Source organism: Spirosoma aerolatum, from assembly GCF_002056795.1.
GTDB classification, from domain to species: domain Bacteria; phylum Bacteroidota; class Bacteroidia; order Cytophagales; family Spirosomataceae; genus Spirosoma; species Spirosoma aerolatum.
Genome location: NZ_CP020104.1, coordinates 1,266,286 through 1,281,635 on the forward strand (window position 1 = coordinate 1,266,286; position 15,350 = coordinate 1,281,635).

The 15,350-nt window shown below is 49.4% G+C and carries 10 protein-coding genes; 4 read left to right on the forward strand and 6 right to left on the reverse strand.

Translation table 11 applies throughout. The features are described 5' to 3' along the window. Positions 1–6: 6 nt before the first annotated feature. A complete protein-coding gene (locus tag B5M13_RS05180; RefSeq protein WP_080054634.1) occupies positions 7–2,454 on the reverse strand; it encodes an FtsX-like permease family protein in 2,448 nt (815 codons plus the stop codon). 86 nt (positions 2,455–2,540) lie between these two features. Here B5M13_RS05180 and B5M13_RS05185 point away from each other — a divergent pair, with 86 nt between their 5' ends. Beyond that, the gene (locus B5M13_RS05185; protein ID WP_080054636.1) at positions 2,541–2,990 is read left to right on the forward strand and encodes a hypothetical protein; all 450 of its coding nucleotides are present in this window, start codon (positions 2,541–2,543) and stop codon (positions 2,988–2,990) included. 4 nt (positions 2,991–2,994) lie between these two features. Here the strand turns inward: B5M13_RS05185 and B5M13_RS05190 are convergent, their stop codons facing one another. Continuing rightward, positions 2,995–5,418, reverse strand: a complete 2,424-nt coding sequence (locus B5M13_RS05190; RefSeq protein WP_080054638.1) for an ABC transporter permease — start codon at positions 5,416–5,418, stop codon at positions 2,995–2,997. Positions 5,419–5,462: 44 nt separating this feature from the next. Between B5M13_RS05190 and B5M13_RS05195 the strand changes: the two genes are divergently transcribed. Further along, complete coding sequence (locus B5M13_RS05195; RefSeq protein WP_080054640.1) at positions 5,463–5,933, forward strand: Uma2 family endonuclease; 471 nt, start codon at positions 5,463–5,465, stop codon at positions 5,931–5,933. On the opposite strand, the gene B5M13_RS05200 is transcribed toward B5M13_RS05195, so the two are convergent. The 3 genes from B5M13_RS05200 to B5M13_RS05210 form a co-directional block, all read right to left on the reverse strand. After that, positions 5,934–6,548: a hypothetical protein gene (locus B5M13_RS05200; RefSeq protein WP_080054642.1), complete on the reverse strand. Its 615-nt coding sequence runs from the start codon at positions 6,546–6,548 to the stop codon at positions 5,934–5,936. Between the two features lie 32 nt (positions 6,549–6,580). Next, entirely contained in the window at positions 6,581–8,989 is a 2,409-nt protein-coding gene (locus B5M13_RS05205; RefSeq protein WP_080054644.1) for an ABC transporter permease, read from the reverse strand. Positions 8,990–9,175: 186 nt separating this feature from the next. Beyond that, a complete protein-coding gene (locus B5M13_RS05210; RefSeq protein WP_080054646.1) occupies positions 9,176–9,892 on the reverse strand; it encodes a DUF5020 family protein in 717 nt (238 codons plus the stop codon). A 179-nt stretch (positions 9,893–10,071) separates the two neighbouring features. Between B5M13_RS05210 and B5M13_RS05215 the strand changes: the two genes are divergently transcribed. After that, a complete protein-coding gene (locus B5M13_RS05215; RefSeq protein ID WP_080054648.1) occupies positions 10,072–11,250 on the forward strand; it encodes a hypothetical protein in 1,179 nt (392 codons plus the stop codon). 42 nt (positions 11,251–11,292) lie between these two features. Here B5M13_RS05215 and B5M13_RS05220 read toward each other — a convergent pair whose 3' ends face one another. Beyond that, entirely contained in the window at positions 11,293–11,748 is a 456-nt protein-coding gene (locus B5M13_RS05220) for an SRPBCC family protein (protein WP_080054650.1), read from the reverse strand. A gap of 280 nt (positions 11,749–12,028) precedes the next feature. On the opposite strand from B5M13_RS05220, the gene B5M13_RS05225 reads away from it, so the two are divergent. Then, entirely contained in the window at positions 12,029–15,343 is a 3,315-nt protein-coding gene (locus tag B5M13_RS05225; RefSeq protein ID WP_080054653.1) for a SusC/RagA family TonB-linked outer membrane protein, read from the forward strand. Positions 15,344–15,350 lie beyond the last annotated feature (7 nt).

Sequence of the window (15,350 nt, forward strand, 5' to 3'; positions counted from 1 at the left end):
CCCAAGCTATTCACTCCGCAAAGACGTAACCGGATTCCTAAACGCTGCTTTCAGGCTCTGAAAACTTACGGTGATGAGAGCAATGCCAATGACAAGAAGTCCGGCGAGGAAGAACATGCCCCAGGGAAGATCGATACGATAGGCGAATCCGTCCAGCCATGTACGGACACCCCACCAGGCCAGGGGCGACGCAATGAGGATGGCTATTAAGATGAGCGCCAGAAAATCTTTTGAGAGCAGGGTGACAATACTGACGACAGATGCCCCTAAAACCTTGCGAATACCAATTTCTTTGGTACGACGTTCGGCCGTGAAGGTAACCAGGCCAAATAGTCCCAGGCAGCTAATAAAGACAGCTATCCCCGTTGCCAGTGAAATGAGTTTGCCCAGGTCGCGTTCGGTGCCGTAGAGTTCAGCTATCGATTCGTCAACGAATTTGGGCTCAAAGGTCTCATCTGGATACGTACCGTCCCAGAGGGCTTTGACCTGAGCCAGCGTCTGATCGAACGAAGTGGCTCCGGTCCGTCTGAAGCGTACATTAAAGATATGCAGGTTCTCTTTCTGGCTCATCAGGGCTGTAGGCTGGATGGGGTTATGTAGCGAACGGTGGTTGAAATTTCGGACGACACCCACAATGGGCATTTTGCCCAGCATCTTGCCAATGGCCTGCGAGGGCTTTTGATACCCCATATACCGGGCCAGGGTTTCGTTGATGACAAACTCATTAGCCGTATCGCTTGCCATCAGATTTCGACCCGCCAACAGCTTTAGTCCATATAGCGCGATAAAGCTAGTATCCACTTCCTTTCGGTATACATTCACCTCCGATTTGCCCTTTTTACCTGTGTATTCCAGTGTGGAGGTCGAATACCCACCCGAGAGGGGAGTCTGATTGGCCAGACTTACCCGTTCGACACCCACCAGTTTACGAATTCGGTCGGCCAGCGTAAACCGAACATCGTGGTGATCGCCATTAAAAAACGAGCTGGTTGGTGTGTGAAACGTAACGATAGCTTCGCGCTGAAACCCCTGGTCGGCGTTGATCATAAACCGGAGTTGCTGCCCCACCAGCAATGCGCCGATGATAAACACCTGCGCTACGGTAAACTGTCCGACAATCAGCCCCTTTCGCAAAAGTGCATTGCCCGTTGTCAGCCCCGTCTGCTTCCGCAATGTAACGACTGGTGACAAACGGGCCAGCAGTGTACCCGGATAAAAACCGGCCAGTAAGGCCGTAAAAATGGCTACGCCCAGCAGAAAGAGGTACAGACTCGGTCGGGTGTAATCAAGAACCACACCTTTCGGGACTAGTTCACCCAGATAGGCTATCGCTCCCTGCGAGAATAGCATAGCCAGACTTGACGCCAGCAAGGTAAGCAACAGGGTTTCGCCCAGAAACTGCGCCATCAACTGGCTCCGTTCGCTACCCAGCGATTTACGAATACCGATTTCCTTCGCCCGTTGTGTCGATTGGGCCGTGGCCAGATTGATGAAGTTGATACAGGCCAGTAGCAGCAGAAAGCCACCCACTAAGCCCAGGGTGAGTAAGGTTGGTTTATGGGCAATGTGATGGCCGCTGGCATAATCGGCGTTGAAATGAATGTCGGACAACGGTTGGAGCAACAGCCAGCGGTCGCCCGATTCTTCACTGGGTGGTACGTTGGCCGCTACCAGTTTGGTCACCTGCTCACCAAATCGTTTGGGATCGGTGCCGGGTGCTAGTTTGAGCAGACATTGCGACGACGAGTTGGTATTGTTCCACTGCTCGAATCCCAGATTGTCCCGTCGTTTTTTGCTGGTGGTTTGTGTCGCCAGCGAAACAAAGGCTTGATAGTCAAAATCGCTGGGCGTTTCGAGGTCTTTTATCAAGCCTGAAACCGTCAGCATCAGGGTGTCTTTGTATTGCTTGCCGATTAACTGTCGGCCGACAAGTGCCGGACTGGCATTGCCAAAATACAACTGGGCCTGCTTCTCGGTAAGCACTACCTGTCCGGGTTTCGACAGGGATGTTTTAGGCGAACCCGCCAACCACTCTCGGGGCAAAATCTCGAAAAAGGCTTCGTTCGTACTGACCATCCATTCACGCTCGTTCTTTTCGGCACGGACCTGAAGCGGTTCTGCACCCTGCCGTGGAATGTCAACTACCTGGAAACTGCCTGCGTGAAATGGAGCTACGGTTCTGACCCCCGCCAGTTTGGTTCGTACTGCTTCCGGGATTGGTGCTGATAAGCCCGAATTGTAGTAAAAATCGTCCCCGAACTTAAATTTGGAGACGAGTCGGTATACCTGCTCACGATCTGGCAATCGTTTGTCGAAACCCAATTCGAACTGTACAATGAGGTAAATGACCAGACAGGATGCAATGCCTACCGATAGCCCTGCTACGTTAAGGAGCGTGGTCAGCCGATTACGACTCAGATTGCGGATAGCGATTTTGACGTAGTTAAGAAGCATGAGGTCGGGTTACGAAGCGAAAGGTGATAACTTTATTACATTGGTTTACTTATCTTTGATAGGTCGTATTTTAAAGTCCAATTGATATGGGTTATCCAGATCCTATACCTCAGAAATTCCTCGTCATGGAGGATGAAATGGGCGTAAATGCTCCTATCACCCATCAACGTATCATTTCCAGACTTCATGTTGAACTAGGTGTTCTATACTACCATCGCAGAAGTATACCTTACGAACCCTTACCGGAAACCATGCTTGGTGAAGGGATCAGCAGCCCTACTCCCGATTTGATTCTTTACGATAATGAAACGGAACAAACCCGCGTCATTATTGAAATCTGCCATACAAGAGCTGTGAAGAGCGATCTGGACAAAGTCATTCGGTTAGTCGATGGCGGTTTATACGGCATTCTGGAAGGTTTTGTGTATAACTATAAAACCGCTGAATGGTATCGGTATCGTCTGGGAAATGGTGGCCTTGTTGAGACCTCAGCTCAGTCTGATACATTGAACGTTGATCTGAGTAAATTTCTGTAAATCCTTATTCTGCCCGTAACGATTTCACCGGATTCATCAGCGCGGCTTTGATGCTCTGGAAACTCACGGTCAACAGCGCAATGCCGACTGCCAGTACACCCGCCAGCACAAACATCCACCATTCGATGTCGATCTTATAGGCAAAATCAGCCAGCCATCGGTTCATGGCGTACCAGGCCACCGGACTTGCCAGCACAATGGCCATAGCCACCAGCTTCAGAAAATCTTTAGAAAGGAGACCGACGATACTTGGAACACTGGCACCCAATACCTTCCGAACGCCAATCTCTTTGGTACGCTGCTCCGCCATGAACGTCGCCAGTCCAAACAGGCCCAGGCAGGCTACAAAAATGGTCAGCCCGGCGAAAAGACCCAGAATGCGCCCGGTTTTCTGTTCGGCCAGATAGGTATTGTTGAAGCGTTCATCCAGGAACGAGTAGGTAAATGGCGCTTCGGTGGTCAGTTGCTCCCATTGCTTTTTTAGCGAAGCCAATAGTCCACGAATGTCTTTGGTTTTAATTTTCACGATGACAGCGCCAGAGGTACTACCCAGCACCATGACCAGGGGCGAAATGGCTTCGTGCATCGAGCGGAAATGGAAATCCTTTACTACACCAACAACCCGATACGTTCCCAGCTTGCCATCGTTTTCCGTATGTGTAATCGTATGGCCAAGCGCATTACCGTTCCAGCCAAACGTGCGGGCGGCTGTTTCGTTCAGAATTACCCCCGACGAGTCGGTGCCATAGGCTTTGGAGAAATTTCGACCGTAAGCCATCTGCATACCCAGCGTCGGAATATAATTGTAATCAACCTCGTACCGTAGCGTTTTGACCAACTGCGTTGAGTTAGACTCAGGGTAAATCATGTAGTTGTTGTTGTAGCTCGGCCCCGCTGGTAAATACCCCGATGTGCTGACATTGACCACCCGAGGGTCCTGCATAACCAGGTTGCGGAACACCTCTGCCTGGTTGCCTAACTGCCATGTTTCGGGTAGTACCAGTACCTGATCTTTATCGTAACCCAGCCGTTTATTCTGAATGTAGCTGAGTTGCCGGTACACGACCGTCGTGCCAATCATTAGCGTGATTGAAATGAAAAACTGAACTACCACCAGGCCACTTCGCAGGCCAATACTCTTTCGGTCGCCCGTGAACTTGGTTCCTTTCAGCACCTGAACGGGCCTGAACGACGACAGGAAAAAGGCAGGGTAGCTGCCCGCCAGTAGGCCCACGACCACACCCAGCAATAATAAACCCGGCAGAAGCCAGGGTTTGGTCGAAAAATTGAAGGTGAGTTCTTTGCCAGCCAGTTCATTGAAAAGGGGTAAGGTCAGATAAACCAGCCCGACGGCCAGCACCAGCGCAATAGCGGTTAAGAGCAGCGACTCGATTAGAAACTGGCTGGTCAGGCTCTGGCGCACCGAGCCCATTACCTTCCGGATGCCCACTTCTTTGGCCCGTTTCGAGGCTCCGGCTGTACTCAGGTTCATGAAGTTGATACTGGCGATGATCAGCATAAACAGGGCAATGGCCCCGAAAATATAGACATACTGCGCATCACCGTTGGGTTCCAGCTCACCCGTCAGGTTCGAGCGCAGATGAATATCGGTTAAGGGTTGAAGCAGAAAGCGAACATCGTTGCCCTTCTGGCGGAACTGGCTTAGCGTCATACCAAAGGCCTGTTGAAGTTGTGGCGCCATGTATTTGCTGACCAACTGTGGCATTTTCGCTTCCAGCTTTGCGGGATCGTATCCTTTGGCAAGTACCAAATACGTGTGATAGCTCGATGTCATCCACGAAGGCGATTTGGCATCGGAATTCCCGGCCATCGACACAAACATATCGAAATGAAAGTGCGAGTTGACGGGTACTTTTTTGATTACACCGGTTACCCGAAAGAGGGCATTCCAGCTTTTGATTGGTATCGATTTTCCAATCGGGTTTTCAGTACCAAAAAGTTGATGCGCCATCGCCTGGGTGATAACAGCCGTGTTGGGCTGGATCAGCGCTGTTTTGGCATCGCCCTGAAGCAGGGGTAGGGTAAATACCTGAAAGAAGTTGGAGTCGACGAACGCAATTTGATCATCCCGAAACGTTTTATCGCCCACCGTGATCGATGGTGCCCCGGCAGCCCGGATACGGGTCGCTTCTTCCACTTCCGGGTAGTCAGCTTTTAACGTTGAGGCAACAGGTGGCATCACATTGGCCTCATTGATCTGTCCACCATTCGTAATGGCCTGAAAAACGACCCGCACAATCCGGTCGGCTTTTTCGCTGTAGCGGTCATAACTCAGTTCATTGAACAGGTACAAACTGATGAGCAGGCATGTGGCCAACCCGAGCGCCAACCCGACAATATTGATGGCTGAAAAAGCTTTGTTGCGAACCAGATTCCGCCAGGCGATTTTGATATAGTTAAGGAGCATCTTATGGCCTTTTTGTTATCTTTGATAAAAAACTTCGTTGCGTTATGGAGGCCGTCATTGATCAACCCACCGAGTTCGAAGATGAAAAAATGTCGAGTTATAATCATTCTGAGTTGCAGAGCAATCTGGCTTTCCTGCTGAAACTCTCTTATCGTACTCAATACAGTATCCTGACAGAGCTTGATTTCGATTTTGCATCTGGCAAGGCCCGCCCTGACCTCGCTATTATGCCCAAACGGAAAGCCGATTGGCTAGCCGATGAAATTGTTGTACAGGATGTTCCGTTAACAACCATCGAGATTCTCTCTCCTGAACAAAGCTTGAACAGCCTGACCGAACGCATTTACAAAAAACATTTCCCGGCCGGTGTGAAGTCCGTCTGGCTGGTGGTACCCACTGTTCAAACCGTTTCCATTCTATTGCCAGATCGTCGCCAGCTTAACTTTGCGAATGGCCTCGTCGCTGATCCCGTAACCGGCATTCAACTCCAGTTGAGCGAAATCTTTGAAGGCTAATCACTTCCCACTCTTCGGTATACCAATCTCTTTTTCAATCCGCTCGATAAGCTGTTGCCGTTCCTGCTGCGACTTGTCGCGGGCGTTGAGCGTGCGTTCGTAGGTGATGTCTTCACCGTCTTTCTGGAATCGGTAGCGCAGGAATAGTTTGCCCGTCTCCGAATCGTAATTCACCTCTTTGGTATACGGATTCTTCCCGCCAACAGCTACAGCCTGACTGTTACCATTACTACTGGTTATCATCGGTCCATCGCTACTGATGATCGTGACAGACTCACTGCCATCAAAACGAGGAGGTTTGGGCGCTTTAGGGGCCTTGGGCGCTGCAGGAGCAGCTATACTCATTGCAGGCTCGGTGGGTGGAATCGGTGGTTCAGGTCTGCTGATGTGCAATGAGTCCAGAATGCGTTCGCGAAGGGCGTTGCGTTCGGCAAGATTTAAACCCGACACATTAAAACTCCGGTCGTAGTCGATCTTTTGCCCATCGACTGTACCGTTTACACGAATTGAGAGGGTCTTCTCATCGTCGTTAATGCTCGTGCTGAGCGACGAATGTTTCTGCGCCATAGCCAATGAGCTTGCCAGCGCCAGTAGGATTGTGATATGTGTTTTCATACTTGTTCAGAAAGGGGCATGCTCCCTGCTATTTATTCCGATTTAAGTGATTTAATAGGGTTCGTTAACGCGGCTTTCACACTTTGGAAACTGACCGTCAACAGGGCGATCAGGACCGTTAGGCCACCGGCCAGTACAAACACCCACCACTGAATGTCGGTGCGGTAGGCAAAATCCTTTAGCCAGTTGTGCATGGCGTACCAGGCCACCGGCGACGCAATCACCAGCGCGACCAGTACCAGCTTCATAAAGTCTTTCGAGAACAGGGCGACCAGACTGGCTTCCGACGCGCCCAACACTTTTCGAATGCCAATTTCTTTGGTACGGGCTTCGGCCATAAACATCGACAGCCCAAACAGACCCAGGCATGAAATTAGGATGGCGATACCCGAAAACACGCTGAACAGGGTTTGCTGGGTTTGCTCGCGTGCATAGAGCCGATCAAAGCGTTCGTCCAAAAATTTGTAATCGAACGGTTGCTGCGGAAAGAATTGCTTCCAGACCGACTCGACCCGTTGTACCGCTTCGGGCGTGTTGCCTTTGAGTGGAATCGACAGCCAGTTAAGTTGTCCAGGCCGCAGAATCATCGCCAAAGCCGCCATTTGCTGGTGCAGGGATTCAAAATGAAAATCTTTCGTAACACCGATAATCTGCCCTTTAGCCGGTCCATACTGAAATGGTTTGCCAATTGCCTGCTCAGGTGTCCAGCCGAGTTGCCGAACGGCGGTTTCGTTCAGAATAACCATCGCCGTGTCGGTCGAGTAAGAGCGGGCAAAGTTTCGCCCGGCAGCCATGCTGATCTGATAGGCTGGAATAAAATCGTAATCGACGCTTAGCCCCCGCAGGTTGATTTTGACGGGTGCCATTGTGTCGCCTTTCATGGCCATAGCCCCGTATGAATCCAGCAAGCGTCCCGACGGTATCCGCGATGAGCGACCCAGATCACGCACAAAGCCGGTCTGAACCAGTTGCTGTTTCAGCGTTTCGTAATTGGTCGTCGAATCGCCTACATCGCGGAGAATCAACACCTGATCTTTGGCGTAGCCCAGTCGATAATTCTGGATGTATTTCATCTGGTTGTAGACTACGGCGGTGCTGATAATCAGAACAATGGCGATGGAAAACTGAGTGATCACCAGCACCTGCCGCAGTTTGCCACTCCGTACGGTTGAGGCAATTTGACCTTTCAGTACACCCAGTGGCCGGAACGAAGTCAGGAAAAAAGCGGGATAGCTACCAGCTACCAGCCCTGTCAGAAGCGTAATGCCAACCAGAACGGCCAGAAAAACCGGATTCAACAGTTGGCTGAATGAGAGTTGCTTGTTGGTGAAATCGTTGAGTGCCGGTAATCCCAGCATAACCAGAAAGACAGCCACCCCGAGTGCAAACAGAACCAGTACCAGAGATTCGCTCAGGAATTGACCAATGAGCTGGTTGCGCAAGGCCCCTACAACCTTGCGCATACCAACCTCTTTGGCTCGCCCCGCCGAACGAGCAGTGGCCAGATTCATATAATTGATGCAGGCAATCAGCAAAATGAATAAACCGATAGCCGAAAAAAGATAAATGTAGGTAATGTCGCCCGTGGGCTCTACTTCCGAATCGGTATGTGAGCGTAAGTGAATGTCCGTCAGCTTTTGCAGGTTCAGCACCGACCAGGTAGACGCCTTGCGGCCTTCTTCGGGCGGTATATGCTTGTCCTGAAAGGCCGGGAAAGCGCCTTCAACCCGTGCGGGGTCCGTATTGGGCTTCAAAAGAACATAGGTGTTGAAGGAATTGTTGCTCCAGTTGGTCCGTAAACCTTCGGCTCCGTAAATTCGGTTGTCGTTCAGGGTCGAGAACGAAATCAGAAAGCCGGGATGGAAATGGGCCTGAGTAGGTAGTGGTTCATATACACCTGTAACAGTCAGGTCGAACTGGTTATTGAATCGAACCGTCTTGCCCACGGGATTTTCGCTGCCGAAATACTTCGTCGCCATGGGCCGGGAGAACATGATCGAAAACGGATTGACCAGCGCCTGATCAGGATTGCCACTAACCATGTCGAAATCAAGTACTTTAAACAAATTCGCTTCGGCCAGAAAAATGTCCGGCTCATTGAACGAATGTTCGCCAACGCGTAACAGACCATTGCTTAGATCCAGCGTTCGGACGACTTGCTCGGCTTCTGAAAAATCCTGTTTGATTAGGGGGCCAAAGGGCGGTGCGGCCTGCGCCAGTTTCAGCGAGGGTGATCCGTCCGATGTAAGGAAAGTTCGGGTAAGCCGGTAAACCCGGTTGGCATTCGTATTATAGCGGTCGTAGCTGAGTTCGTCCTGTACATACAGAGCGATGAGCAGAAAACACGCTAATCCAACGGCTACTCCAACAATATTGATGAAACTAAACGTTTTGTGCTTCTGCAGATTACGAAAAGCGATTAGCAAATAATTGCGTAGCATACCAGCATCTGAAGTTTATTCATAAAAGATACCCAAATGCCGTACCAGAAAGGTAACTTGTTGGCTGTTAAATACTTGCGTTTTATGCCTGTTCGTAAATGTCCGTTTATGGACGTGATAAGTTCAGTTACGGACAGCAGCGTACTTATGTGCCTACTCCTCGCACCTCGCGCCCTGCGCCTTGCTCTAAAACTGATTTTTCAACGCCAGTGTAGGGTACACCTGAATCCGGTTTTCGTTCGTTAGGGTATGGTAAAACAGGTTGATGCGCGAGCCGACAGAAACCGTTTTGCCTACTTTAACCCAGCATTGAGGGTCGCCAAAGAACGCTACTTTTTTACCAGCCAGCCCTTTCGTAAAATCATTACCCTGGTTGCGGTTTTCACTCCAGGCCACCAGGCTCCCGGCAATCATGAGCCGATAGTTGAAAAAGCCTTTCCCGAAATAAAACGTTAGCTGTGGATCGTAGCTTGGCTTGGGGAAGGCATTGTATCGATAGACCAGACTCGTACTGAACCAGGCACCACGCCATTGAAATGGATAAGCGGCACCCAAGCCAAACGTATTGGTGAGGTAATACCCAAAGGATGGCGGTGCTACCCCTAGACCGCCACTGTAGGTCAGCGCCAGATATACCTTCGGCCGCCAGAACCGTAGATTCCTGGACACCTGTACGAAAAGCTGCCCGATGTTGTTATTTTCGCCCGAAAAGTCGGTCTGCATTTTCAGGAGAAACGAGCCAGTTGAGTCATTGTTCTTGAAATATTCAAAAGAAAGGGAGGTAAAATTCGTTCGGTTCAAAGTGGGGTCGAGCGAATGGCGGAAATCATAATGAAGTTGAAGCTGTTGCGCTTGACCAGCCAGCATAATTAAACAGAAAAAAAACAGAAGCAGCGTTTTCATTGACGACGAAATTGTTTCGGCAAAACTTCGTCGTATGGCCTGAATCGGGCGGAATTAGGGCGGAAACGTCACGGAAATGTGAATTCTGCAAAAATGCACAATGAATAATGCATACTGAAAAGTGTATGTTAATTATCTGTCATTCATTGTACATTATCCATTATTCATTTACATAGCGTATGTATAGAGACGACTTCGATAGGCGGGCGTTTGCCGAACTAATGGATGCGGTGGTCAGAAAATGCTTTGATCATCCACTGAACAGCCCATTGTCGGAGCCGGAGAGTAAGCACCTGAGTACCGAGATCGAAGAACGAACCGGGTTGGTGATCGGCTGGCGAAGCATTAAAAACTATACAGCTTTTGTCCTGAACCCTTCGACCGGCAAGCAAGAAAATCCGTCCATAGCTACGCTCGATACCCTGGCGCGTTATGTACTCGACGCGCCCACTACCAATGAAGTCGAACGTAAAAAAGCAGGTGAGAGTTTTTCGTACTGGTTTCGATACCGCGAACAGATTGGCACACCGACACTGATAAAGACAGCCAATACGAAGCCGAAACGGTCGGGCGATGGCTGGCTCGTAGTGGTTCTAGTATTGATCGTGCTGGTGTTAGGCTATCTATTTTTTCATCAGGCGAATCTGGAGCAGATTCAGGAAGATTTCCACAATACATCCGATGCCTACCTTAGCCAGAACGGTTGGACGGTACAGCATAAAAATGAATCCTACTGGAAACGGCGGAATGAAAGCTCCGGCCGTCTGACGCTGTTTACGCTAAAGGGAGATAACTGGCCTAAGTCTGGCGAAACCCCACGCGTACAGAACCTGCTGATTCGTGAAATCAGGAACGATTGCTTCCGAACCGAAATTCACATGACTGATTTTGTGCCCGGTGGTAATTGGCAGCAGGCAGGTTTGCTGCTCATGGAAGATACACTATTTACGGGTAAAAGCATCCGGTTATCGCTTTCGTACAACGATTTTTTCGGGGGCCTTAAGCGTCCGGCCGAGATTCTGATTCAGGCTATTTCGTCGTATGGGAAAGCGGATGCCAATCTGGAAGAGTTTATCCATCAGCCTCTGTTTCATATCAGTAATGCCGAAGATCGTCGTATTGCCGATACCAACCTGAAAAACGTTGCCTTTCGAATCGAGAAACAGGGTCGGAAATTTCGGATTCTCTACTCGGCCAGCCCGGTCGACAATTTTTCGTTTAAGGAGCTAACTACCTACGAATTTGGTATGGCACCGAACTATATAGGTCTGTTTGCCCTCAAAGGTTATGTCGATTCGACGGCGATAGCGCCCGTAAAAATCCGCTATTTTCGACTGGATGGGCAGCTGTGCAACTAATACGTGTATGATTCCTTCGGGATCTTACTACGAACTACCTGTCTAATTCTGGTCTGTTGAAAGAGGGTTCTCCAGCAGTTGCTTCAGGATGTGAAGCGTTGTGTTCCAATAGAATTCGAAGTGTTTGTAGATGGCGTAGGTCGCGAACTGGCTTTGCCGAAGCATAAGGATCGTCTGATCGGCATGTGCATCCAGCGAAAATTCGACGATCGAATAGTTTTCGGGCGCGTCAGCGATTTCGGATAACGTACTCCAATAGGTGTACTCAAGGGTACGCTCTGGGATATACTGCAAAACGGTCCCCTTATTGTCAAAACGAACCCCGTGGAAATCACCCTGGATACGGATTGGACTGCCGACGCTCCAGTCGGTATAGATTGTAACATCGGAATCCCACATCCATCGTTTTATCAAATCGGGGTTCGTCAACGAATCCCATACGGTTGAAAGGGGCGCTTTGATGGGCACTGTCCTATATACTATAGCGTCAGGCTGCATGGTTGAAATAGGTATTTCTAGTCAGTCGATTCACGATTTATAACTAGCTTAATACACGATAAGTCTCATCTTGTTGGTAGTGGACGCTCGGTAGAAATGAGCTAATCTTATGGGAAAATGGTTGATCATAGCTTCAAATTTTGCCCTAATACGGGTTTTGTCTAATTTATTTTAATTAATCAGGTTATTTTTTAAAAAAATTTATTTTGTTTTAGGTAATTAAAAAAATATATTAATATTGTCTCTCATTAACCTATTTGAAGATTTAACAGATTTTTCTATGGCAAAAACTGTACTTAGGCTTATTATCTTACTGTTGGTAATAAGTAGCCCCGTACTGGCGCAGACCATTTCGGGTAAAGTTACCACAACAACGGATGGGCAGCCCTTGCCGGGCGTTTCCATTGTGGTAAAAGGGTCCAATACGGGTACTGTAACGGATGCTGAAGGTAAATACAGCATTGCGTCTGGTCGGAACAGAACGCTGGTGTTCTCCTACATTGGCTACAAAACCAAAGAAGTAGCCATCGACAATCGTACAACGGTCGATGTAACCCTGGAAGAAGATGCTACGATGCTGAATGAATTTGTCGTTACAGCGTTGGGTATCAAGAAAGAGGAACGGGCATTGGGATACGCTACGGCCATTGTGAACAATGATCAACTGGTGAAAACGGCTACTCCAAACTTTGCCACCGCTCTGTACGGAAAGGCTCCAGGGGTAACGATCAACGCGACACCGGGTGGTGCTACCAGTGCTGTAAACATCAATATTCGTGGTCTGTCGTCGATTACGGGTAATACGCAGCCGCTGATCGTGATGGACGGTATCCCCATTCGGAACGGCGAAGCCCGAAATAACGACTACTGGGGTGATCAACGGATTCGGGGTAACGGTATCCTGGACCTGAACCCAGCCGATATTGAAAACCTGTCGATCCTGAAAGGAGCTTCGGCAGCCGCTCTGTATGGCTCCGAAGCGGTGAACGGAGTTATTCTGGTTACGACCAAAAGTGGCAAAGGCCGGAAAGGCCTGGGCATCGACTTCAGCGCCAGCTATAGTGTCGATAAAATCGCCTATCTGCCCCGTTATCAGAATGTTCGTGGCCCTGGTTACATGCTGAACTACAACAATGGCGGGCAGGATGCCAATGGTTTTATTTATTACGATACCAATGGGGATGGGAAAGGGGATACGCGAGGTCTGCTTAACGCGACCGTAAACTTCGGGCCTAAATTCGATGGTCAGCCTGTCATGGCATTCGATGGGGTTATTCGCCCATACTCGGCATCAAACAACAGCTACGCTGACCTGTTCCAGAGTGCAAACAGTGCCAACATCAACCTTGCAATTTCGAAGGCTACTGAAAACTCGTCGATTCGTTTTTCGTATACCCGTCAGGACAACGGCATGATCAGCTACAAAGCGAAAAACGAAAAGAATATCATGAACCTGAATGCCAGCTTCAATGAGAGCAAAAATCTGAAGACGGATCTGGTCGTGAACTACATCAATCAATATACCCACAATCGCCCGTACAAAGTTGACCGGATGATCAACAACTTCTCCGGGATGATGAACCGCTTTGAGTCGGCCGATTGGTATTTCAACAAGTATCAGACCAGCCTGGGGTATAAATATGTAACCGGCACCAACCAGAGCCTGACTCCGAACGAAAACATTATTCGGAATGGATTCAAAACGGACATTGGTGACTATGTATGGAGTACGCGGGCGAATACCTACGATGAATACAGCAACCGGGTTATTGCCAGCGTTACTCAGAACTGGGAAATCGTACCGAATCTGAACCTGCGTGGTCGTCTGGGAACCGATTTTACCTCGGAGCGTATCGAAGACAAACAACGGAGTTCAATCCCGCTGGCGTTTGGATACTCGGGTTCGTTCGGACTAAGCAACAACCTGTATAGCAATGTCTATACCGACGTATTGCTGTCGTATACCAAGAAATTGAACGACGATATCACGCTTTCGGCAATGGGTGGGTATAACGCCTATAAGCAGTTGAATACGTTGATGACCCGGTCGACCAATGGTGGTCTGAGCACGGAGAATTTCTTCGATCTGTCGGCTTCTGTAAACACCGTAGGTGGTAGCAGCTCGCGGGATCGTTGGGTGCGCGATGCTTTCCTGGGTACCGTGAATTTCAACTACAAAGACGTAGTATATGTAGAAGGAACGTTGCGCCGGGATAAAACATCGACGCTGGCTCCTGGCAACAACGCGTTCGTTTACCCATCTGTAAATTCGTCGTTCATCATCAGCGAACTGTTTAAATTGCCTACAGCTATCAGCTATGCCAAACTGCGGGCATCATACGGTATCGTGGGTAATTACCCCGCTATCTATCGCGCCAACAATGCTTATACGCAGGGTAACCTAAGCGTACAGCAGTCGGGCGGAAGCTCTGTATTGTATACGAACATCAGCAGCGATTATGGCAACGACAAAATTCGGCCTGAACAGAAGCGTGAGTTTGAATTTGGTTTAGAAACCCGCCTATTCAAAGATCGGTTACGTGTCGACCTGGCTTACTATAATGCACAAATCGTAGATCAGATTCTGCCACTGACCATTGCCGCTTCGTCGGGTGCCAAATCGGTACTGGCCAACATCGGTACACTGCGCAACCAGGGTCTGGAAATGGCGTTGAACATCGCCCCCATTCGAACGAGCGATTTCCGTTGGGATCTGACGCTGAACCTGGCCAAAAATACCAACAAGGTAGAAAAGCTGGCCAACGGTTCTACCGAGCTTCTGCATGCGGATTATGATGGGAATGCTGCTCAGCTCCGTTCAATCGTGGGGCAGCCAATGGGCGACATCTACGTACATGGAATCCTGACCAATGCGCAAGGCCAGAAAATTGTCGGTCCGAACGGTATCTATCAACTGGACGGTAACAACTGGATCAAGGCTGGTAACGCTATGCCAAAACTGACGGGTGGTTTGCTGAACAACTTCACCTATAAAGGAATTACGCTGGATGTGATTGCTGATTTCCGTTTTGGTGGCGCCATCATGCCGACGGGTATCAACTGGATGACCTCGCGTGGATTGACCGAAGAGAGCCTGACGGCTATGGATGCCGAGCATGGTGGATTAGCTTACTATGTCGATGCGAACGGTAAAGGCGTACAAACTACAGGTGCAGCCGGACCTAACGGCGAAACCGTTTACCACGATGGTATGCTGATGGATGGTGTACTGGCTACTGGCGAAAAGAATACCAATATTGTTTCGCAGGCAGTTTACTACAACTCGACCTACAACTGGGGTGGCCCACAGTATGGCAGCGCCCGGTACGAACTGTACGTAAAGGATAACACCTACATCAAAATGCGGGAGATCTCGCTTGGCTATCGACTGCCTGCTGCCTTTACCCGTAAGATCGGTACGCAAAACCTGACGTTGTCAGTATTTGGCCGGAACCTGTTCTTCATCTACAGAACCATCAAAGATATGGATGCTGAACAGGCCAACACCGGAACCCGCTGGACCGATAACATCAGCAATGCCGGAAACAACCCATCTTTCCGTACAATGGGCGTCATGCTACGGGCTAGCTTCTAAATCTTAC